Here is a 20,899-nt window from a genome sequence, read left to right as displayed (position 1 = left end):
GCTTCATTTTCATTTTTAACTCTTTAAAGTGTGGACAAAACATAGATCGGGTAATCCCCTAAAATTTTTATTTCTGCGCCAATCAGTTCCAGTTCTGTTAAAGCTGCTTCAATTAGTTTTTCTGGTTGATCATTCACTAAGTCCATTAAAAAGAAGTACTCTCCGAGCTTTGTTTTCAACGGCCGCGATTCTATTTTGCTAAGATTAATCCCTCGCCAACTAAACACGCTTAATGCTTTGTGTAAAGAGCCAGGAACATTACTTGGCATCGTAATCGCCAGCGTTATTTTTTTCTCAGATAGCGGGAAAGAAATCGCTAAATTTTCAGAACCAAGAACCCAAAATCGGGTTTGATTTACCGATAAATCTTGTATATTTTTTTCAACAATGGTCAAATCATACATTTTCGCAGAAAGTTTTGGTGCAATAGCTGCAAAAGGTAATTCTGGATGTTCTGCAATGTATTTGGCGGCGTAAGCTGTTGAAGGCGTTGCTTCTAAAATCGCTTCTGGAAAGTTTTTCTCTAGAAACATCTGCGATTGAGCTAATGCTTGCGGATGTGATAAAATTTTCTGACTTTGTTGCCAGATCGCTTGATTCTCTTTTGCCACCATTAATTGTTGTTGAATCGGTAAAACCAACTCTGCTTGGACAGGTAACTGCGCTTGATGATACAAATAATCTATCGATGCATTAACGGTTCCTTCAATCGTGTTTTCTAATGGGATAATGCTACATGCCACTTCTTGCTGTTCAATTGCTTTCAAGCAAGCTGGAATCGATGCGTACGGTATCAATGTAGCATCAGGAAAAGCAGCCAACGTTGCACTGTACGTAAAGGAACCAATCGGACCTAAATAACCAACTTTCATCGTTTCTCTACTCCTTTAATTGTTGCAGAATTTCATTGATAATTTCTTCTGGCGAGCGATTGGTCGTATCAATTGTCATCTTCGCACATTCTTCATAAAAATTTTTACGAGACTCAAATAAAGTAATGATTTCTTTTGAAGAACGTTCTATAGCTAAGGGTCGTTGGTTTTCAGTATCTTCTGTGATTCTTTTTAACAGCTCTTCTGGTGTCGCATGTAGATAAATCACTTGCTGAAAAGATTTTAATAAGCTACGATTTTCTGGTCCGACAACAATCCCGCCCCCAGTTGAAAGGACGGCTGTATTTTTTGACAGCTCCTTTAAAAGTTGGGTTTCCTGTTCTCGGAAAGCTGCTTCACCATATTTTTCGAAATAGTCAGGAATTGAGCATCCTATTTTTTCAATTAACGCTGTATCTAAATCAAGATGAGGCATCTTTAGTTTATTGGCCAAACTTTGGCCGATAGTTGTTTTACCCGCACCCATGAAACCAATTAAAACAATGCTTTCCATGGTTCGTTATCCTCCTTCGTTAACAACTTAAACGTTCTAAGTCGTCAAAAAATGCTGGATAAGAAACTGAAACTGCTTCAGCCTTATCTAATTCAACAGTGCCTTCTTTTACAAGTAATGCAGCAATTTGTAACATCATCCCGATACGATGATCCCCATAACTGGTAACTCTTCCACCATGTAAAGAAGTTGGTCCATGTATAATTAAGCCATCATCAGTAGGCGTGATGTCGGCGCCTAAAATTGTTAATTCTTTCGCTACTGCATCAATCCGATTGGTTTCTTTGACTTTCAATTCTTCTGCATCTCGAATGATTGTCGTGCCAGTAGCCTGAGTAGCTAACAAAGCAATAATCGGTAACTCATCAATTAAACGTGGGATAATAGCGCCACCAATCTCTGTAGCTGTCAATTGACTCGTTTTTACAAGTAAATCGCCAGAGTGATTGGCCTCATCTTCATTTAAAATAGTGACGGAACCACCCATGTTTTTAATCACATCTAAAATACCTGTCCGCGTTTGATTTAAGCCAACATTTTTCAGAAGTATCTCGCTATCTGGGACTACTAAACCCGCAACTAAAAAGAAAGCTGCAGAAGAGATATCACCAGGAACTACCACATTTTGACCTGTTAATTGTTGCGGTCCAGTTAACATAATTTTTTTATCGTCTACTTCAAGTGTTCCACCAAATTGTCGAATCATCTCTTCTGTATGATCACGTGTCTTTTCTTTCTCAACCACTACAGAAGTGCCCTCGGCTTGCAAAGCGGCGAATAAAATAGCCGATTTCACTTGAGCACTCGCAACAGGCATTGTGTAGTCAATCGGTTGCAAATTTTGAGTCCCGCGAATAGAAATTGGCGGAAACTCCGTTTGTTGAACCCCTTGACATTCCGCTCCCATTTGGTTTAAAGGAAGCATCACACGATTCATCGGTCGTTTAGCAATAGACGCATCACCAGCTAGGCGCGTTTCAAAGGGACAGCCAGCTAAAATGCCTAGCATTAGACGAATTGTTGTCCCTGAATTTCCAACATCAATTGTATTCTTCGCCTTTTTTAAGCCTGCAAATCCTTGCCCCTCAACGGTGATTGTCGTCCCGTCATCTTCAATGTTCACACCTAAAGAACGAAACGCCGCTAAGGTACTTAAACAATCTTCGCCTCTTAGAAAATTTGTAATCGTCGTTTTTCCAGAAGAAATCGCTCCAAACATAATACTTCTATGGGAAATCGATTTGTCGCTAGGAACCATCAGAGTCCCTTGTAAATGTTTCACATTTGTACGTAGTTGCACCCTCATCACCTCTTATTTTTCGTAACACGTATAGTTCGTTTTTTTAGATAAAATTTGTTTTGCAGCTTGGCAGTCTGATTGATTTTTAAAAGACAATTGAAGAATCCCATAGATTTCTTCTCTCGTTTCTAAAATTTTAATATTTGTAAGAGAAAGGTCCGCTTCGCCTAAAATTTGCGTAATTTCAGCAATGATTCCTGGTTGATCTGGTACATCAACAAACAGATCATAGAAAGCTGGGATTGCGCCTTCTTTATGAATGGGCAACTGAGCACGTGTTTCTTTGGCCTTATCAAAAAAATTACGAATAGCTGGGGCATTTTTTTCTGTTAACCATTGGCAAACAGTAGTCATCTCTTTTTGCCAATTTTCTAGTAAGTCCAATAATACTAAGCGATTGCTTAATAAAATATCCGTCCACATCGTTGCATCAGAGGAAGCAATTCGAGTAATATCTCTAAATCCTCCAGCCGCTAGCTGCTGTGCTCTAGGGTAAGTGGTATTCAGTTGCTGACTTTCGTTCACTAAAGCTGCGGCAACAATATGTGGCAAGTGACTTAGAGCACCAGTAATTTCATCATGTTCCTGTGCAGGCATCGTAATAAACTTCGCATGCGTTCCTTTTAGTAACGTTTGTAACTCCTGAATCTGTTTGTTTTTTTCGCCATGGTCATCGGTAAAAATATAGTAGGCATTTTCAAACAAACGTTCATCAGCGGCTGTTACGCCAGATTTATGTGAACCAGCCATTGGATGACCACCAATAAAATTTTTCATGTTAAGCTTTGTTGCTAACTGATTAATTTCCACCTTGGTACTACCCACATCTGTGATCAGAGCAGTTTCTAGTGATAATTGGTTTAATTCTTCTAGTTGTACTAAAGTTGCTTTAACTGGGGAACAAAGAAAAATAATCTCTGCTCGTCTTGCCCCACTTGTTAAAGATTCAGCTATCTCATCAATTAGACCCGTTTTCTTAGCAAATTCAGTTGACTCCGCTTGATTATCGAAACCGATAATCTCACTGTTTGGATGCCCTTTTTTGATACACAAAGCCAGTGAACTCCCGATTAGCCCTAATCCTACGATTAAAATACGTTTCTTCATTTTTTCCCTCCATATACTTGCGACTTTCTTCCATTAAAAGTTTTGAGTATATAGACGATAACGTTTCACTGCTTCTTTCATTTGTTCAAATGAGTCACTATCAAATTTTTCGAGCATAGCCTTCGCTACTTCCGTTGCAACAACGGCTTCACAAACAACGCTAGCGGCCGGTACCGCCGTGCTATCAGAGCGCTCAACGCTAGCCTTATAAGGCTCTTTTGTATCAATATTCACGCTTTGTAATGGTTTATAAAGGGTTGGAATAGGTTTCATGACACCACGAACGATGATTGGCATTCCGTTGGTCATTCCTCCTTCAAAACCGCCTAAATTGTTGGAAGTTCTGGTATAACCTGTACTTTCGTCCCAAACAATCTCGTCCATCACTTGACTACCAGGGCGTTGCGCCATTTCAAATCCAATGCCAAACTCAGCACCTTTAAAAGCATTGATGCTTACAACGGCTTGCGCAATTTTGGCATCTAGTTTACGATCCCATTGAACATAGCTACCTAAGCCAGCTGGAACGCCACCCACAAGTACTTCTACTACCCCACCAATTGTATCGCCATTTTTCTTGGTTTGGTCAATTAGTTCTTTCATTTTTTCTTCTACGGAAGGATCTAATACGCGAACGGCAGATTGTTCAGACCGTTCTTGAATTTCACGGATCGTTAAATTTTCAGGAATCGTAGCTTCAATCCCGCCTAATACCGCGACATGCCCAGCGACTTGGATATCCAGTTCAGCTAAGAGTTTTTTAGCAACCGCACCAATCGCCACACGCATCGTTGTTTCTCGTGCCGAAGACCGTTCTAAAACATTCCGTAAATCATCATGTTGATACTTTATGCCACCGACTAAATCAGCATGTCCTGGACGTGGTTTGCTGACGCGGCGGATTTTCTTTTGTTTTTCAGGAACTGGCTCTACTGACATCACGGAGGTCCAATTTTTCCAGTCTTTGTTTTCGACAATCAACGTTACTGGTGAGCCAAGTGTTTTACCATGCCGAATGCCCGAAGTAATACGTACTTGGTCTTTTTCAATTTTCATCCGTCCCCCACGACCGTAACCGCCTTGACGTCTTGCTAATTCTCGGTTAATCTCTTCGCTACTTAAAGGCAGACCGGCTGGTAAGCCTTCAATAATAGCAGTTAATTCAGGTCCATGTGATTCGCCTGCTGTAATAAAGCGCATCTTAAATTCCTCCTTCTCTGTTCAAAAATGCTCGAATTTCTTCCGTTGGTAAAGAGACAATTTTCGCTTGACCAATTTTTTCTAAGACAATGATTTTAATCTGTCCCCCACGTGTTTTTTTATCATGTGTAATTGCTTGATAGAGACGTTCTTCTGGCCAACAATCTGTCGTTACTGGTAAATGGAACTTTTCTAGCATGGTGACCAACTCTTGGGTAGTCCCAAGTGGGGAAAGCCCTCGTTGTTCTGCGACTTGAGTTATTTGAATCATTCCTAAAGAAACGCCTTCACCGTGAGCAATCACCCCGTAACCAGCTGTATTTTCTAATGCGTGGCCGATCGTATGCCCAAAATTCAGAATCAAACGTAAGCCCAAATCTAATTCATCTTCTTCGACGACATCACGTTTAATCTTGCAACAGGCCGTGATAATTTCTTCTGCATGTACCACTAAATCTTGTTCATTTTCCAAAGAGGATAAACGGTGCCACAATTCAACATCAGCGATAGCTGCTGATTTTACAATTTCTGCAATTCCTTCACGCACACGTCTAGGTTCTAATGTTTTAAGTGTATTAGGATCAATTAAAACCCCATCTGGTTGGGCAAAAGTACCGACAAGATTTTTGGCTTTTTTAGTATTAACCGCTGTTTTACCTCCAATGCTACTATCTACTTGTGCCAGTAAGGTTGTTGGTACTTGCAAAAAGTGAATACCGCGCATATAGGTTGAAGCGACAAATCCAGCTAGATCTCCCACAACGCCTCCACCTAGAGCAATTAGACCATCACTTCGAGTCAATTGCTGTTCCGCTAAAAAATCATAAAGCAGCTGAGCTGTTTCGAGGCTCTTACTTTGTTCACCTGCCGCTACAGCAATCAATGATGTTTCAAAACCAGCAGCTTGCAATTCTTTCTCAACAGCTGCGCCATATAATTTATTCACCGTTTCATCGGTAATAATCGCTACCCGTTGTGGCTGCCACAGGCTACGTACCCAGGTGCCAATTTTATCTAAGGCACCTGTTTCGATGGTTAAATCATATGAATGTGTAGGTAACGTTACGGTTAATTTCATGTCCTCTACTCCTCTGTCTTTACTAATCTTCTAAAGCATTAATTTCTTTCATTGCTTTTTCGATGATATGAACTTCTTTCATCATACGTAGGTAAGTTTTTTCATTCAAGGATTGTGGCCCATCTGACCACGCATTCGCTGGATCTGGGTGAATTTCTACAATCAAGCCGTCCGCACCTGAAGCAACACCTGCTCGGGCCATTGGCGGTACTAAATCCCAGATACCAACACCATGACTCGGATCAACAATAATTGGAAAATGACTTAATTTTTTAATTAAAGGCACCGCACTTAAATCAAGTGTATTGCGCGTAGCGGTTTCGTACGTACGAATCCCACGTTCAATGAAGATCACATTGAAATTTCCTTGCGCAGCAATGTATTCAGCTGCGTTTAGCCATTCATCAATCGTACCGGCAATCCCGCGTTTTAAGCCAATAGGTTTTCCAGTTTTACCAACCGCTTGTAATAACTTGAAATTTTGCATGTTACGCGCACCGATTTGTAAAATGTCACTGTATTTTGCGACAAGCTCTAAATTCGCTTCATCCATCACTTCTGTAATGACTTGCATATCTAATTCATCAGCCGCTTGACGAATGTATTTTAGTCCTTCTTCTTCTAGTCCTTGGAAAGCGTATGGCGACGTTCTAGGTTTGAATGCACCACCTCGTAAAATTGTTGCACCGCCAGCTTTAGCAATTCGCGCACATTCACGAATCTGATCTAAGCTTTCGATTGAACAAGGGCCCGCCATCATGGTCATACTGCCGTCACCGATTTTAACACCGTTCACATCAACCACTGTATTCTCTGGATGAAATAAACGACTCGTTAGTTTGTAAGACAACGAAATGCGGACACTTTTCTCCACGCCTTCTAATGCTGTTAACTCTGCTTCAACTAATTTTTCTGTATCACCAATCAAGCCTATCACTGTTTTTCCATTATCTTGACTTGTTTGAGTAGTTAAGCCTGCACCTGTTACTAAATCAATGACTTGTTTCATTTGCTTTTCGGTTGCATTTTCTTTCATAATTACGATCATTATATTCTCTCCTCATGCCTTTAAACGGCGCTCTTTTTATCTATTTTCAATTTTACGTTTTACGACTGATACAGGCATTTTTTGTCCTGTCCATTGTTCAAAAGCAGCAGCTCCTTGATAAAGTAGCATGTCCAAGCCGTTGCTTGTTTCTGCGCCACGTAAACGGGCTTCTTTTAATAACTGTGTTTCTCTGGGATTATAAATAGCATCATACACAAATAACTTCGGTTGAATCATTGCATAATTTTCTATAGGACTACTATGCGCATGTGGATGCATACCCACACTCGTTGCATTAACTAACAAGACGCTTTCAGCAACATCTTTTGCTAGTTTTTCAGTATCCGCTAAATCGTTTAAATGAATTACACAGTTGGTTCGTTCAGTGAAATTTGCCAGTTTTTTTTGACTTTCATTAAACCCCGCGCTTTTCCTGTTGTAAACGGCGATTTCTTTCACGCCATCTAAAGCAGCTTGGGCAATGATTGATAAGGCTGCACCACCTGTTCCTAAGATGGTCATTTTATTCTGAAAAACGTCAACCTTTTTCTCTTTCAAACTCCACATAAAACCAGTACCATCCGTGCTGTCTCCGTAAAGTTTTCCATCTTTGTTGACAATCGTATTAATCGCGCCAACCAGTTGAGCGGTAGGACTTAGTTCATCCATATAACTTACAGCCGCCACTTTATTGGGCATTGATAAGTTGGCCCCTAACATGTGAAACGTTCGAATCGCTTCAATTGCTTGTGGCAGTGTCTCTTGTCCAACGTCAAACGCCAGATACCGAGCATCAACTCCTAAATTTTGAAATGCTGTATTATGAATCAACGGTGAAATACTGTGTCGGCTGGGTTTCGCGAATAGCCCAGCTAAACGAGTAGATCCAGTTATTTCTTTCATCCTGTGTGCTCCTTTACGAAATTTTTTTAGTAAGTTTCTGAAATCCTAATTTTTGGCCAAACAAAAAGGATATTCACAGTAAATTTTAAGAAAAATCTACAGTGAATACCCTACAAAAAAGCAATATAAAAGCCACTATAGATTTTCTTAAATCTACATGGCTGAAAGTCATCTTAAATTTCCCTAGCCATTATAGATACAAACGTTTGTTGTCTGTACCCATAATGTTATGAATACAAACCTATCTAAAATAGCTAAAGTAAAAGTTATTCAGTTGTGTATGGTTTTTCTTCGTTGTCGTCATAAGAATCACTCCAAAACTGATTTAATTAAGAATTGTTAACAGTATACCGCTAGAAAAAACATGTGTCAACACTTATTCGCTTATTTTTTCGACTATTCCATTAAAAACAATGTTATTTTATTCGTCAAAAGACTGAAAAAAGCCACAGGAACCAGTCATTTCACTGATTCCTGTGGAGCAAAAATTATTTTAATTCTTCAGCGTATACATCATCAACTGTTTGTGTTGGGTCGATAACAATGTATAAGTTTTTAGTTTTTTCGCTGACTTTTGTAGATTGATAGATGTTATCCAAGCCCTCATCTGTTTTATCTTTGTAAGGGAAATAAACTAAATCTGGTGTGCCATTTTTGTAAAGAATTTCCATACGTTCGATATCTTCATATTTTAAAGCACGAGAGAACATCCCTAATTCTAAGCCACCTAAGTTAATATCGTGGGTTTGAACATGATCTCCTTCTTGGAAAATTTCAATTTTGAACCCTTCACATGGATGAATTTCAACAAATTCACTACCATGAATACGGCCAAAACTTGTTGTAATATGTTTGATCCATAAATCACCAATAAAACGACGATCAATCGTCCAAGTTTCACCATTTCTGAAATAAAATTTAAGTCCTGTCATTTCTCTAGCCATAGCACAAATCTCCTTACTTAAAAATAATTTCTTACATTATTAGTTTACCATACTTTTGATAAACGGTCACAAACTTTCGCTGTAGATTCTTAATCTTTTGTTATTCTTTTTAAAAAAGAATCAATCTCAACTACTGCACGTTGGTGAGAACCTTTGGCAATTTGTCGTTCTCCTTCATAAGCAACAAATTCATAGCATATTTTGTGTGCAGTCTGTTCAATGCTGGTCATCGTAACAACGATTGTTGCCCCTACCGCGGATGGATATAAGTGGCGCAATTCTAACACCGTTCCGACAGTTGTTTCCCCAACTGATAATTGGTCCTTCACAGCTTCTTTGGCTGTTTGTTCAATCATGGCAGCTAAAGCAGGGGTTCCTAAAACTTCTAAGTCACCAGAACCGAGCATTTTAGCCGTTTGTGATTCTTTCACCAAAAATTCTTTTGTAAACATTTCTGTTGGCATTATGCTTTCTCTCCTTTTGAACGTTGTTTTTTGGCAAACGAAAGCAGAACTTCTTGTTTATTCTCTAAGCTACCTTCAACAACGTGTTGCTCGATTTCAGCAATCAGTTCCCCTAACCATTTGCCTGGTGTTTCTTCTAAGATGGCTAAAAGGTCTTTTCCTGTTATGGCCAATTCATGTCTTTGATGGATGGGTAATGCCTTAACTAACTCTTTTGTTACTTGTACTTGACTCTCTTGTTGGTAATAATATAAAAGCCTTTCAACAAGTACTGCTGATTCTTCGCCTAATTCATAAAGCATCATTGGCTGCCAGTCGTTACTCAAGCGAAAACGCAGACCACGTACTAATTGTGAAACGTTTTGAATTAATTGATTGGAAAGTTTCCAAGCCTTTAAGAAGGAGCGAATTTCTGCTTCTGGTAAATTCAACGATTGGATAAGTAACGTCCACGCTTCTGCTTCTGTTTCAATTTGACGAGCAGGCAAGTCCATTAAACGAAAAAGTCCAGCCCCTTGTTCTCGTAATTTTGGACAGTATTGATAGCATTCTGTTTCAATAAACGGAGCTAAGCCACCTTGTCGATTAACTCCTAAAAGCATTTTTACAAATTCAATTGTAATGCGTTCTACTGAAATTTTTTCTAATAAAGGATGAAATTCAGCGATAGCGGCTAAGGTTTTTTCTTCAATTTTAAAATCTAATTGGCTAGCAAAGCGTAAACCCCGCATCATCCGCAGAGCATCTTCATGAAACCGCTCATGGGGATTACCGACTGCACGAATGGTTTGATTAGTTAAATCTTCGATACCATCAAACAAATCAATGATTTCGCCTGTGCTGTCGAGCGCCAAGGCATTAATCGTAAAATCTCGCCGTTTTAAGTCTTCTTTCAAGGAGCGAACAAAGGTGACTTCATCTGGTCGACGAAAGTCTTGATAAGTTGACTCGGTACGAAAGGTTGTTACTTCATACTGTTGGTCTTCCATCAATACAAGGACTGTGCCATGTTCGATGCCCACATCAACGGTTCGTTTAAAAATTTGCTTAATTTCTTCTGGATAGGCACTTGTCGCAATATCGACATCATGGATTGGTTTATTTAATAAAGCATCACGGACACTGCCCCCGACAAAATACGCTTCAAAGCCCTGTGCATTGATTTCACGAATAACGGGAGCGGCTTCTTTAAATTCGTTTGGAATAGTTGTCAATTTCATAGCATCTGTTCCAATCCGTAAAGTAGTTCTGTTCTCTGTACCACTTGCCGACAAGCTAACGCCACTCCTGTCATGAATGAACGCCGATCATAAGAATCATGTCGAATAGTGAGCCCTTCACCTACACTACCAAATTGGACTTGTTGGTGTGCCACTAAACCAGGTAAGCGGACACTATGGATTCGCAGACCCTCAAAATCAGCCCCGCGTGCCCCTGGTATTGATTCTACCTCTTGCGGATTCCCTTGTTTTTTTGCTGGCCGAACTTCTTGAATCATTTCTGCAGTTTTTATAGCCGTTCCACTTGGTGCATCCAATTTGTTATCATGATGTAATTCAACGATTTCCACATCTGGAAAATACTGCGCCGCTTTTTGGGCAAATTGCATCATTAAAACTGCCCCAATTGCAAAATTTGGTGCAATTAAGCCGCCAATGGCTTTTTCTCGAGATAGGTTTGTCAATTCGTTGATTTGTTCCTCCGTAAAGCCTGTCGTCCCAACAACAGGCGCCATACCGTGTTCCAACGCAAAACGTGTATTTGGATAGGCGGCTTCAGGAACCGTAAAATCAATCCAAACATCTGGTTTGACAGCTAGGACTTCTTCTAAGCGCTGAAAAACGGGAATTACGGTTTCATCATCGAAAGAAACAGTTTCTTGTGCTTCATGAGGATCATACACACCTACTAATTCAAAGTCTGCGGTTTCTAAGACCATTTGTGTAGCAGTACTGCCCATCCGTCCTTTAAACCCAGCGACAATTATTTTAATCATGTGTTTTCCCATCCTTTCTTTCAAAGCGATAGCGATCCCGCTCGTTAAATTTGGCCATATTTTCTTCAAAAACTTCGGTTAAATCAATCTCTAAAGAATTTGCCATGCTAATCAATACAAAAAAGACATCTCCAAGTTCCTCTGATACTGTCTTTGGTTTTTCGTCTGCTTTTTTCTGTTTTTCACCATAATAATGATTGACTTCACGGGCTAATTCTCCGACCTCTTCCGTCAAACGAGCCATTTGTCCTAATGGTGAAAAATAGCCTGTTTTAAACTGTTGAATATAATCATCAACTTCTGTTTGCATCGATTGCAAACTACGTTGTTCTGATTCTGACATTTTACCCCAACCTTTCTTACTCTACCTCCTACATCTTATCAAAAACTTGGCTATCTGGAAAGGTTCTACTTGTTGTTTTATATAGAGAATGATACAGTTTATACTGTAAAAGGACGTGATTAAATGGAAGAACAAAGATTTTATTTTAAAGATGTGTTATTTATTGTATTAGGAAGCTGTATCTATGCCTTTGGTTTGGTTACTTTCAATATTGCCAATGACCTGGCCGAAGGTGGTGTCACAGGGATTACTTTGATTTTAAGAGCCTTATTTCATTTTAACCCAGCATATACAACATTATTAATCAATATTCCGCTCTTATTAATTGGTGGTAAAATTTTAGGCAAACGTTCCCTCTATTATACGCTAATTGGTACCGTGTCGTTATCGGTATTTTTGTGGTTTTGGCAAAAATTTCCTGTTGAAATTAATTTAGATCATGATTTATTGATTGCTGCTCTCTTAGCTGGTTTGGCCGCAGGATTCGGGAGTGGCCTTGTTTACCGCGTAGGCGGAACCACTGGTGGGACCGACGTCATTGCCCGCATTTTCGAAAAATACTTTGGGATTAGCATGGGCCGCTCGTTGTTACTTTTTGATGTTGCAGTCTTACTCCTCTCGTTGACCTATATTGATGTCAAACGAATGATGTATACTTTAATTGTGTCCTTTGTTTTCAGTCGTGTTGTCGATTCTGTACTCGACGGAGCCTATGCTGCGAAAGGAATTTTAATTGTTTCCAATCATTCCGAAGAAATCGGTCAAAGTTTAATGGCTTCTTTAGAACGTGGGGTAACATATTTAAATGGTGAAGGTGCTTATTCACAAGTGGAAAAACGGGTTCTCTACACGGTAGTCAGCCCTCGAGAAATAATGGAAGTCAAACGGATTGCTAATGAAATAGATGAAAAAGCCTTTGTGTCCATCATTAACGTACATGAAGCAATTGGCGAAGGCTTTACTTATGCAAAACCCAGCAAACAACGGCGCTTTAAATTAAAACAATAAATAAAACCCAGCATTTATTGAAAATGCTGGGTTTTATTTATTGTTGTTTCAAACGATTTAATTCATCGGATAATTCTAAAAACGCTTCTTTGTTGCCTGTTTCTAAAGCATCATCAATTTGAGCTTTAATTAATGCCATTCGTTGCGTTTGTTCTTCTTGCTTAAAGTATTGATCAATCGCTCTGGCAACTTCCTGATCCAGTTGTTCATTCCATGGCGCAAACGGATTATCTTCTAAAACAGATAAATACTGGCTCGTTTGCCAAGCCTCTGGAAATACACATTCTAAATAAAGAGCTTTCCGCCAATTCATCCGAATCTCATGAAAAATTTGTTCCGGATCTGTAAATTCTTGTGCTTGGATAAAAAGCAATAACGGCTCCTTACCTAAACCATCTGCTACCACGCGGATCCCTCGATCAGTCTTCTCTACGTTCTCAACAAAATGAACATTATTTAAAATCGCATCGTGCGTTAATAAGTAATTTAAAATCCACAGTACTTCTCTTCTTCCAAAAGGCACGGTATTCACTAACCAAGTTAAAAATTTTTTCTTTTCTGATAAACTAACAAACATCGTCGTTTCCTATCTTTCTTCCATATCTGCTAGCACAGATTGCATGTCTACATCACCAGGTTCATGTTCCAAATAATGGTGCAACAAGTGTTTTGCTTTTTCAAGTTCGCCTTCTTCTCGTAAGAACAATGCGTATTCTTTTAGAAATTCTGGTTCGTGAGACAATTCTTGCGCTGCTTGTTCGTAATGAACTTTAGCGACGGCAAAGTCTTCTAATTCGTTGTACGCTTTTGCTAAGTTCCATTCAGCATAAGGATGATCCGTTTCCTCTAAATCATTTAAGATAGTAATTACTTCCTCAAAACGCTCTTCCGTGATGTAGAGATTACTTAAGGTCAAACGACTTTCATCTGTTTTCTCACCTAATTCCAAAGCTTTTAACAACCAGTTTTCAGCACCAGCAATATCGTGTAAGCGATAGGCATTTTCAGAGGCAAATTGGTATAACTCTACTTGGAAGGGATTTTCCGCAATTCCTTCTTCGATCACCGCTTTTGCTTCCTCTAATTGCTCTTCTTCTTGGAGCGCTTCCGCTAAATATAGATAAAGTGATTGATAATGTGGGTTTAGTGTTTTTAATTGCTGGAACAACGCAATGGCTTTTTGATTCTCATGTAACTGTAAATAAGTGAAAGCTAATTGGAATAAACGATCATCTGTTTGTTCTTCTTTGACCGCGGCTTCCAAATAAGGAACTGCTTCTTCAAAATCACCTAACATGCTGTAACTACTTCCTAAGCGTTCATTCAAGGAAATAGCAGAGATTTGCGCTGTCCCGCTTTCTACAATGCTTTGATAACGAGTGATAGCCTCGACAAATTGACCATTTGTAAAATATAGTTCTCCCAAAGCAAATTGAATTAACGGCTCTTCTGGCATAAGATTGGCTGCTTCTTTTAATTTCGCTTCACTGACTTCTGGAATCCCTAAAACTTGGTACAAATCCGCAGTAACTAAGAGACTTTGGACATAACTGTCACTAGTTTCTGGAATTTTTTCTAAATAGATGAATGCGTCATCTATTTCATTATTTTCAATGGCGATTTCTGCTAATGGAATGTTTAAGCCATCTGCATCGGGAAATTGTTCCAACAATTGTTGGAAAATTTGTTTGGCTTCTTCTAGAAAACCTAAAGATAATAACGTTTCCCCTAAATCAGCTAAGGTATTTTCATCATCTTTCTTTAATGCTTCTTCAAACATCAACTGTGCTTCTGCTAAATTTTCAGCTTGTAATGCTTGAACCATTTTTTCACTATATGACATAATTTCCCCTCAAATCTCTTTTAAAATTTCTTGGTATCTTTCAATCGTTGTTAACAGTTGATCGGGCGTTGGCTTTAAAGCTACTCCTAGTTGACCGATTTTTTCCAACACCATAGGAGGACCTAGTGTTTCTGTGTGAGCCAAGACTTGTTCTGCGTAATCAGCACTTAAAATTTCTTTTGGAAACGCCACCGGAAAACCTAAGCGAATAAACCAAACGATAAAATTTTTAAATTGAAAGTCAAAGTGATTGACTTGCTGGCTCCATAAAACTTGTAACAATAATCCCAATAATCGTTTCATAGGACCTGATAACAAATGGCCATTTTCGGTTGTAGCAAAGGCCGCTTCAAAAACTCGTCCAAATTGATCCACTTTTTCCCCTGCTTGTTCATAAAAGGATAACAACTCGTCTAAAATACCATTAAATGACGTTTGATTCAACCGTTTTTTATCTGGATACGTTTGGTATAGCATTTGTAAATAAGCATAATCACAGACAAGACCCGCTCGAATAAAAACGAGCAAATCAATTAAAGGAGCGGCACCTTTTTTATTGGTCAAGGTACTATCAAACAAAATTTCTTCTGAATGATTTTCTATATGCATAGTTGCATGCTGTGCTTGCTGAATTGTGACACTTGGTAAAAGTCCTTGGCGTAATGCTTGAACAGACACAGGCATCAGCCAACATTTGGAGGAACACTTACTTACTTGATGCAAAAATGCGGTTAATTGTAGTACCCCTTCATTACCCAAACCAATCAATAAAACATCCTGATTTTCTGGCCAATCAGCTAAGAAACGTAACACACTTTCTAATTCTGATAAGTCATTGCAATGAACATCATTGCGACAAATATACCAGTTTAATCCCAACTGTTCCCCAAAGGCATAATTAATCTTCTCCGAAAAAAGATCATAGTAACGCTGATTCGCCAAAACAACGATTGATTCCGTCGTTACTGGTCGTTTTTTTAGGACGGAAGCAAATGTTTCTCCATAAATAATAGCGACCTTGTTTTCTCCTCTAGAATAGTTGTATTTCATTGATTCACCACCTTAAGACTGTTTCCTCTTCCTTCACCCCAAGTCTAGCATAACCACTAAAAAACAGCTACTGGCAACAACTTATTTTTGTCCTTCATTCATAAATCTTTCTCTTTTTATCAAAAAAGCAAGGAGCGAGTGTCGAACCGTTCCCGCTTGATTCTCGGAGCGAAGCACGTTTTTCTCACCCAAGGTTCGTTACAATTTAGCCTTTTAGCGTACTGTTTCGACCACCTCTTAAAATAACATTTTTTATGTATGATTCAAAAAAGAACCCTTGGAAACCAAGGGTTCTAATTGTCTGTCTTATTTCACTGCATCTTTCAATGCTTTACCTGGTTTGAATGCAGGTACTTTGCTTGCAGCGATTTGAATTTCTTGTCCAGTTTGTGGGTTACGTCCTTTACGAGCTGCGCGTTCGCGAACTTCAAAGTTACCAAAACCGATTAATTGAACTTTTTCACCTTTAGCAAGAGTTTCTTGAATTGTTGAAAAGACAGCGTCTACTGCTGCAGTAGCATCTTTTTTAGTTAAACCAGTTGAAGATGCAACGTTTTCGATTAATTCTGCTTTATTTGCCATGGATCATTTCACCTCCTCTATAAGAGATACGATGTTTTTACACACCTAAAGTTCCGTCTATTTTTGAGTGGTCCAAAAACAGACAGCAAATATTGATCTGGTTCAATATTCTGTTAACAAGATAGCATAAGAAAGTTGTAATAGCAAGGTTTTTAGTGTATTTTAACCAGTTTTTTCAAAAAATAATCATTTTTTCTCAAAGTTGATAAATTTATTTGAATATCTAAAAAAAGTATGGTAGAATGCACTATTTTCGGCGTCGCGGAATGATTTTAATCGGTGTACCTTCAAACGTAAATGCTTTTCTGATTTGATTTTCTAAAAACCGGGCATAAGAAAAGTGCATTAGTTCTTCTTCGTTGACAAAAATAACAAATGTAGGTGGTTTGACTGCCACTTGTGTTGCATAAAAAATCTTCAAACGTTTTCCTTTATCGGTTGGTGTCGGATTAATTGCTACAGCATCCATTACAACGTCATTTAACAACGCTGAAGGAATCCGTAAGTTTTGATTCATACTTACTGTTTCAATTAGTTCAGGCAGTTTATTTAAACGTTGTTTGGTTAATGCAGACACAAAAATAATAGGTGCATAATCTAAATATTGGAATTCATCACGAATTTCCGCTTCAAAATCACGCATTGTATTTGTATCTTTTTTGACTGTATCCCATTTGTTGACCACGATAATAATACCGCGACCTGCTTCATGGGCATAGCCCGCCACACGCTTGTCTTGCTCACGAATACCTTCTTCTGCATTCAAGACCATTAAAACAATGTCTGAGCGTTCAATCGCCCGCATTGCGCGCATGACGCTATATTTTTCAGTTGATTCGTATACTTTCCCACGTTTACGCATACCAGCCGTATCAATCATTAAGAACTTTTGACCTTCTTCAGATTCAAAATACGTATCGATTGCATCTCGCGTTGTTCCTTCAATATCTGAAACAATCACACGATCTTCACCAAGAATAGCATTAATCAATGATGATTTACCGACATTTGGACGCCCGATTAAACTAAATTTAATTGTATCTTCGTCCTCTTCTTCTGAAGTGTTAGGAAAATGTTTAACTGCTTCGTCTAACACATCGCCAATGCCTAACCCGTGACTACCAGAAACTGGGAAAGGATCCCCTAGTCCTAAAGCATAAAATTCATAAATATCATTACGCATTTCAGGATTGTCAACTTTATTAACAGCTAAGATCACTGGTTTATTACTACGATATAAAATTTTTGCTACTAACTCATCTGCATCAGTAATTCCTTCACGGCCACTAGCAACAAAGATAATCACATCTGCTTCATCAATCGCAATTTCTGCTTGGTGTTTGATTTGGTCCATAAATGGTTCGTCACCTAAATCAATCCCACCGGTATCAATAATACTAAATTCACGCCCTAACCATTCTCCAGTTGTATAAATACGGTCGCGTGTTACGCCGGGAGTATCTTCTACAATCGAGATACGCTCACCGGCAATGCGGTTAAAAATAGTCGATTTACCGACATTCGGTCTACCGACAATCGCAATAGTTGGATTTGCCATTTGATTCCCTCCTTGAGAATTTCAATCCTTACTAGTTTACCTAATCAAACCTTAAAGTGCAAGAAAAGTTTTAGTTTCTGCTGATTTTCTAACCAATTCAAGAAAAAATGAGTTTGACATAGCCGATCTGTTTACGGCTATGTCAAACTCATAAATTTCAAGAAAGTAACGTGTTATTCCTCTTCTTTCGCATCAGATAAAGCGTCACCTAAAATATCGCCCATGGTAAAGCCAGTATTTTCTTCAGGCAATTCATATTCCTGTTCTTCTTTTGGTTCTTCTTGAGACTCAGGTTTTGGTTCTAACGCTTTGATACTTAAAGCAATACGATGTTCCTCTGGATTAACTTCTAAAACTTTCACTTGTACTTGATCCCCTTCATGAAGGACTTCATGAGGCGTTGCAATATGCTTGTGAGAAATTTGAGAAATATGCACTAATCCTTCCACACCAGGGAAAACTTCCACAAACGCACCGAAGCTTGTTAGGCGTTTTACTGTTCCATCTAAAACAGTCCCAGCGGCTGCTTTTGTTTCGATATCTGTCCATGGTCCAGGCAGTGTTTCTTTAATAGATAAAGAAATACGTCCTTCTTCTGGATTAATTGAAAGAATTTTTACTTGAACGTCTTCGCCAACAGTTAACGCATCACTTGGTTTGCCCACATGCTGATGAGCAATTTCAGAAACATGAACTAAACCATCCACGCCACCTAAATCAATGAATGCGCCGAAATCTGTCAAACGAGCTACTTTCCCTTCAACAACGTCTCCGTCATGTAAGGAAGAAAGTAATTCTTCTTTTTTCGATTCTTTTTCAGCTTCAACAACTGCTTTATGTGAAAGAATTAAGCGGTTTTCTGAAGGTTCGATTTCAATAATTTTAAATGCTAGTGTTTGACCTTTATATTCAGAAAAATCTGCAACAAAATGATCTTCAACCATTGAGGCAGGAACAAATCCGCGAACACCAACATCAACAACCAAACCACCTTTAACAACATTTGTAACAGGTGCTTCGATTACTTTGCCCGCTTGGAAATCTTGTTCAATTTCTTCCCAAACTTTTTTAGCATCTAAACGGCGTTTTGACAGTAAATAACTGCCGTTTTCTTTATCTTTGCCAATTGATGTGATAACAACTAAATCTAACACATCACCGACTTTCACAAGTTCGTGTACATCTTCAACTGGTAAAGTCGATAATTCCTTTGCAGGAACAACGCCTTCAACGCCCGCTCCTTCAATGCCGACAACAACTTGTTTGTCTTCAATGGCTAAAACTTCGCCTTTAACAATATCGCCAACACTGACTTCTTGAACGCTGTTCATTGCATCTTCCATTGTTTCGTTGTTTGCTACTTGTTTGTCTTCAAAATCTGTCATGCCTCTTATCCTCCTATGCCAACAAAAATTCCAAAACTTAGCTATATATACTTACATAGTACGAGATTTTTGTAAAAAAATAAAGCGATTTCTTCTATTTTTCTTAAAATTCTTTAAAAAAGTTCAAAACCTTTTTGTTTAATCACATTTTGTATGGCGGCGACGACTTCTTCAATCGTCAACCCTGTTGTATCGATTTTCACAGCATCACTTGCTTGGACAAGGGGTGATACTTCTCTGGTTGAATCTAAATAATCCCGACGTTCAATCTCCGCCTTCAAGGTTTCAAAATCCGTCTCAATCCCTTTTTCTTGATTTTCTTTAAAACGACGTTCTGCACGTTCTTCAACGCTAGCCACCAAGAATATCTTTACTTCGGCCTTTGGTAAAACTGCAGTACCAATATCTCGACCATCCATGACAACTCCGCCGGCTTGACCAATTTTCTGTTGTAACGCCACCATTTCTTCTCTAACTTTTGCATGTTTTGAAACAGCTGAAACAGCATTCGTTACATCTGGCTGGCGAATCGCTTCGGTCACTTCATGACCGTCGATAAAAACACGTTGGCCATTCTCTGCTTGCTGAAAAGAAATAGTGTGGTTGACACAAAGCGCTACTAATGGCTCTTCCGCTTGAATGTCGATTTGATTTTGCAAGGCCAGATACGTAATCGCTCGGTACATGGCACCCGTGTCACAATACACATAATTCAATTGTTTTGCTAAAATTTTTGCAACTGTACTTTTGCCTGACGAAGCTGGTCCGTCAATAGCAATACTGATTTTCCCCATGAAAAAACTCCTTAACTGATATGCATCCTTTAAAATGCGCTTCTTCTTTTATATTAAAATCAGAAGAAAAGAACTTGGATTTAAACTGATGACGAGTTTCTAACGAAAAAGCAATAAGCCGAAATCCCTCGAAAGACGCAAACCATCTTTCGGAAATTTCTGCTTATTGGCATTCTCATGTAATCATCCGTCGCGGTTTAGCCCTTGAAAGTGCTGTCCAAACCTCTTTTTCTGGATTATTTAATACGTAATGGTTGTCCCGGATAAAACACAGATGTATCAATCCCAGGATTTAACGCTAAAATTTGTTCTAATGTCATTCCGTTACGTTCGGCAACTTGACGTGCCCCTTCACCACTTTGAACGGTATCATAAACAGGTTGTTGGTTCTGCGCTTGTTGCTGTTGTTGATTTTGAGCTTCTTGTTGTTGTTGCTGTTGCTGTTGTGCTTGTTGGTCCTGTTGTTGTTGTGCTTGTTGGTCCTGTTGTTGCTGTGCAGCAGCATCAGAACTTGAAGGTGTTGTATTTTCAGCTGGTTGGCTGCTTGCTGGTTCTGAGCTTTCCACTGATTTTGACGTACTTTCTTTTTTCTTCTCTTTTGATGATGATTGGACTAATGAAGAAGATGGCTGGCTATTTTTGCTAGCACTTTCGTTCGGTTTCTTGTCTTGCATCATCCATAAGAAAGTCCCAATTGGAATGGCAATAATTAATAATAGCAAAATAACTAAAACAGTTAGAAATAATGAATTTCCTCGTTGCTGTTGGCGTTTTGCTAAACGAGAACCACCACCATTTTGATCAGGTTCATAAATTGATTGTTCCCATGGCTCACGAGCTTGGTTTTTCTTTTTGTCCTTTTTACTCACTGCTAATTTCCTCCTAAACTTCTCTCGCTTGTTATTATATC

At 38.9% G+C, this 20,899-nt stretch carries 22 protein-coding genes; 1 reads left to right on the top strand and 21 read right to left on the bottom strand.

Annotated elements, in window-relative coordinates:
- Nucleotides 1-23: 23 nt before the first annotated feature.
- The 13 genes from pheA to IGJ41_RS06775 all read right to left on the bottom strand — a co-directional run bounded on the left by pheA (nucleotide 24) and on the right by IGJ41_RS06775 (nucleotide 11,769).
- Complete coding sequence (gene pheA, locus IGJ41_RS06835; RefSeq protein ID WP_104855743.1) at nucleotides 24-872, bottom strand: prephenate dehydratase; 849 nt, start codon at nucleotides 870-872, stop codon at nucleotides 24-26.
- 7 nt (nucleotides 873-879) lie between these two features.
- Entirely contained in the window at nucleotides 880-1,386 is a 507-nt protein-coding gene (locus IGJ41_RS06830; protein ID WP_153853782.1) for a shikimate kinase, read from the bottom strand.
- 19 nt (nucleotides 1,387-1,405) lie between these two features.
- A complete protein-coding gene (gene aroA / locus IGJ41_RS06825; protein ID WP_002420201.1) occupies nucleotides 1,406-2,692 on the bottom strand; it encodes a 3-phosphoshikimate 1-carboxyvinyltransferase in 1,287 nt (428 codons plus the stop codon).
- Nucleotides 2,693-2,698: 6 nt separating this feature from the next.
- Complete coding sequence (locus IGJ41_RS06820; protein WP_002374855.1) at nucleotides 2,699-3,793, bottom strand: prephenate dehydrogenase; 1,095 nt, start codon at nucleotides 3,791-3,793, stop codon at nucleotides 2,699-2,701.
- Nucleotides 3,794-3,826: 33 nt separating this feature from the next.
- Entirely contained in the window at nucleotides 3,827-4,993 is a 1,167-nt protein-coding gene (gene aroC, locus IGJ41_RS06815) for a chorismate synthase (protein WP_061101168.1), read from the bottom strand.
- 1 nt (nucleotide 4,994) lies between these two features.
- Entirely contained in the window at nucleotides 4,995-6,071 is a 1,077-nt protein-coding gene (aroB, locus tag IGJ41_RS06810; RefSeq protein WP_101008434.1) for a 3-dehydroquinate synthase, read from the bottom strand.
- Nucleotides 6,072-6,093: 22 nt separating this feature from the next.
- Nucleotides 6,094-7,119 (bottom strand): 3-deoxy-7-phosphoheptulonate synthase, encoded by a 1,026-nt coding sequence (aroF, locus tag IGJ41_RS06805; protein ID WP_002363948.1) that lies wholly within the window; start codon nucleotides 7,117-7,119, stop codon nucleotides 6,094-6,096.
- Nucleotides 7,120-7,155: 36 nt separating this feature from the next.
- Nucleotides 7,156-8,022 carry a shikimate dehydrogenase gene (aroE, locus tag IGJ41_RS06800; protein WP_104855744.1) on the bottom strand — a complete coding sequence of 289 codons (867 nt, stop codon included), beginning with the start codon at nucleotides 8,020-8,022 and terminating at the stop codon, nucleotides 7,156-7,158.
- Nucleotides 8,023-8,510: 488 nt separating this feature from the next.
- Nucleotides 8,511-8,966, bottom strand: a complete 456-nt coding sequence (locus tag IGJ41_RS06795; protein ID WP_002357586.1) for a hypothetical protein — start codon at nucleotides 8,964-8,966, stop codon at nucleotides 8,511-8,513.
- 89 nt (nucleotides 8,967-9,055) lie between these two features.
- On the bottom strand, nucleotides 9,056-9,430 hold the full coding sequence (locus IGJ41_RS06790; RefSeq protein ID WP_016626512.1) for a thioesterase family protein: 375 nt from the start codon (nucleotides 9,428-9,430) through the stop codon (nucleotides 9,056-9,058).
- Nucleotides 9,430-10,650 carry a CCA tRNA nucleotidyltransferase gene (locus IGJ41_RS06785; RefSeq protein WP_002366680.1) on the bottom strand — a complete coding sequence of 407 codons (1,221 nt, stop codon included), beginning with the start codon at nucleotides 10,648-10,650 and terminating at the stop codon, nucleotides 9,430-9,432. The genes IGJ41_RS06790 and IGJ41_RS06785 overlap by 1 nt, the downstream gene beginning before the upstream one ends.
- Entirely contained in the window at nucleotides 10,647-11,426 is a 780-nt protein-coding gene (gene dapB / locus IGJ41_RS06780) for a 4-hydroxy-tetrahydrodipicolinate reductase (protein WP_016626511.1), read from the bottom strand. The genes IGJ41_RS06785 and dapB overlap by 4 nt, the downstream gene beginning before the upstream one ends.
- Nucleotides 11,419-11,769: a nucleotide pyrophosphohydrolase gene (locus IGJ41_RS06775; protein ID WP_016626510.1), complete on the bottom strand. Its 351-nt coding sequence runs from the start codon at nucleotides 11,767-11,769 to the stop codon at nucleotides 11,419-11,421. Before IGJ41_RS06775 ends, dapB begins: the two co-directional genes overlap by 8 nt.
- Nucleotides 11,770-11,892: 123 nt before the next feature.
- Here IGJ41_RS06775 and IGJ41_RS06770 point away from each other — a divergent pair, with 123 nt between their 5' ends.
- The gene (locus tag IGJ41_RS06770) at nucleotides 11,893-12,777 is read left to right on the top strand and encodes a YitT family protein (protein ID WP_002357595.1); all 885 of its coding nucleotides are present in this window, start codon (nucleotides 11,893-11,895) and stop codon (nucleotides 12,775-12,777) included.
- Nucleotides 12,778-12,814: 37 nt separating this feature from the next.
- On the opposite strand, the gene IGJ41_RS06765 is transcribed toward IGJ41_RS06770, so the two are convergent.
- The 8 genes from IGJ41_RS06765 to IGJ41_RS06730 form a co-directional block, all read right to left on the bottom strand.
- Nucleotides 12,815-13,354: a ReoY family proteolytic degradation factor gene (locus tag IGJ41_RS06765; protein ID WP_016626509.1), complete on the bottom strand. Its 540-nt coding sequence runs from the start codon at nucleotides 13,352-13,354 to the stop codon at nucleotides 12,815-12,817.
- Between the two features lie 9 nt (nucleotides 13,355-13,363).
- Nucleotides 13,364-14,620 (bottom strand): tetratricopeptide repeat protein, encoded by a 1,257-nt coding sequence (locus tag IGJ41_RS06760; RefSeq protein WP_002377424.1) that lies wholly within the window; start codon nucleotides 14,618-14,620, stop codon nucleotides 13,364-13,366.
- 9 nt (nucleotides 14,621-14,629) lie between these two features.
- Nucleotides 14,630-15,670 (bottom strand): hypothetical protein, encoded by a 1,041-nt coding sequence (locus IGJ41_RS06755; protein WP_002363941.1) that lies wholly within the window; start codon nucleotides 15,668-15,670, stop codon nucleotides 14,630-14,632.
- A gap of 306 nt (nucleotides 15,671-15,976) precedes the next feature.
- Nucleotides 15,977-16,252, bottom strand: coding sequence for an HU family DNA-binding protein (locus IGJ41_RS06750; RefSeq protein ID WP_002357604.1), 276 nt, complete (start codon nucleotides 16,250-16,252; stop codon nucleotides 15,977-15,979).
- A gap of 247 nt (nucleotides 16,253-16,499) precedes the next feature.
- Nucleotides 16,500-17,810: a ribosome biogenesis GTPase Der gene (gene der / locus IGJ41_RS06745; protein WP_002357608.1), complete on the bottom strand. Its 1,311-nt coding sequence runs from the start codon at nucleotides 17,808-17,810 to the stop codon at nucleotides 16,500-16,502.
- Between the two features lie 173 nt (nucleotides 17,811-17,983).
- On the bottom strand, nucleotides 17,984-19,195 hold the full coding sequence (gene rpsA, locus IGJ41_RS06740; RefSeq protein ID WP_002360341.1) for a 30S ribosomal protein S1: 1,212 nt from the start codon (nucleotides 19,193-19,195) through the stop codon (nucleotides 17,984-17,986).
- A 113-nt stretch (nucleotides 19,196-19,308) separates the two neighbouring features.
- The gene (gene cmk / locus IGJ41_RS06735; RefSeq protein ID WP_002357612.1) at nucleotides 19,309-19,989 is read right to left on the bottom strand and encodes a (d)CMP kinase; all 681 of its coding nucleotides are present in this window, start codon (nucleotides 19,987-19,989) and stop codon (nucleotides 19,309-19,311) included.
- 236 nt (nucleotides 19,990-20,225) lie between these two features.
- Nucleotides 20,226-20,858, bottom strand: coding sequence for an SAG1386/EF1546 family surface-associated protein (locus tag IGJ41_RS06730; RefSeq protein ID WP_113803257.1), 633 nt, complete (start codon nucleotides 20,856-20,858; stop codon nucleotides 20,226-20,228).
- Nucleotides 20,859-20,899 lie beyond the last annotated feature (41 nt).

The sequence above is a fragment of the Enterococcus sp. DIV1537a genome, assembly GCF_051712085.1.
GTDB classification, from domain to species: domain Bacteria; phylum Bacillota; class Bacilli; order Lactobacillales; family Enterococcaceae; genus Enterococcus; species Enterococcus faecalis.
The sequence above is the reverse complement of the archived record's forward strand: the minus strand, read 5'-3'. Positions and strand labels throughout refer to the sequence as shown.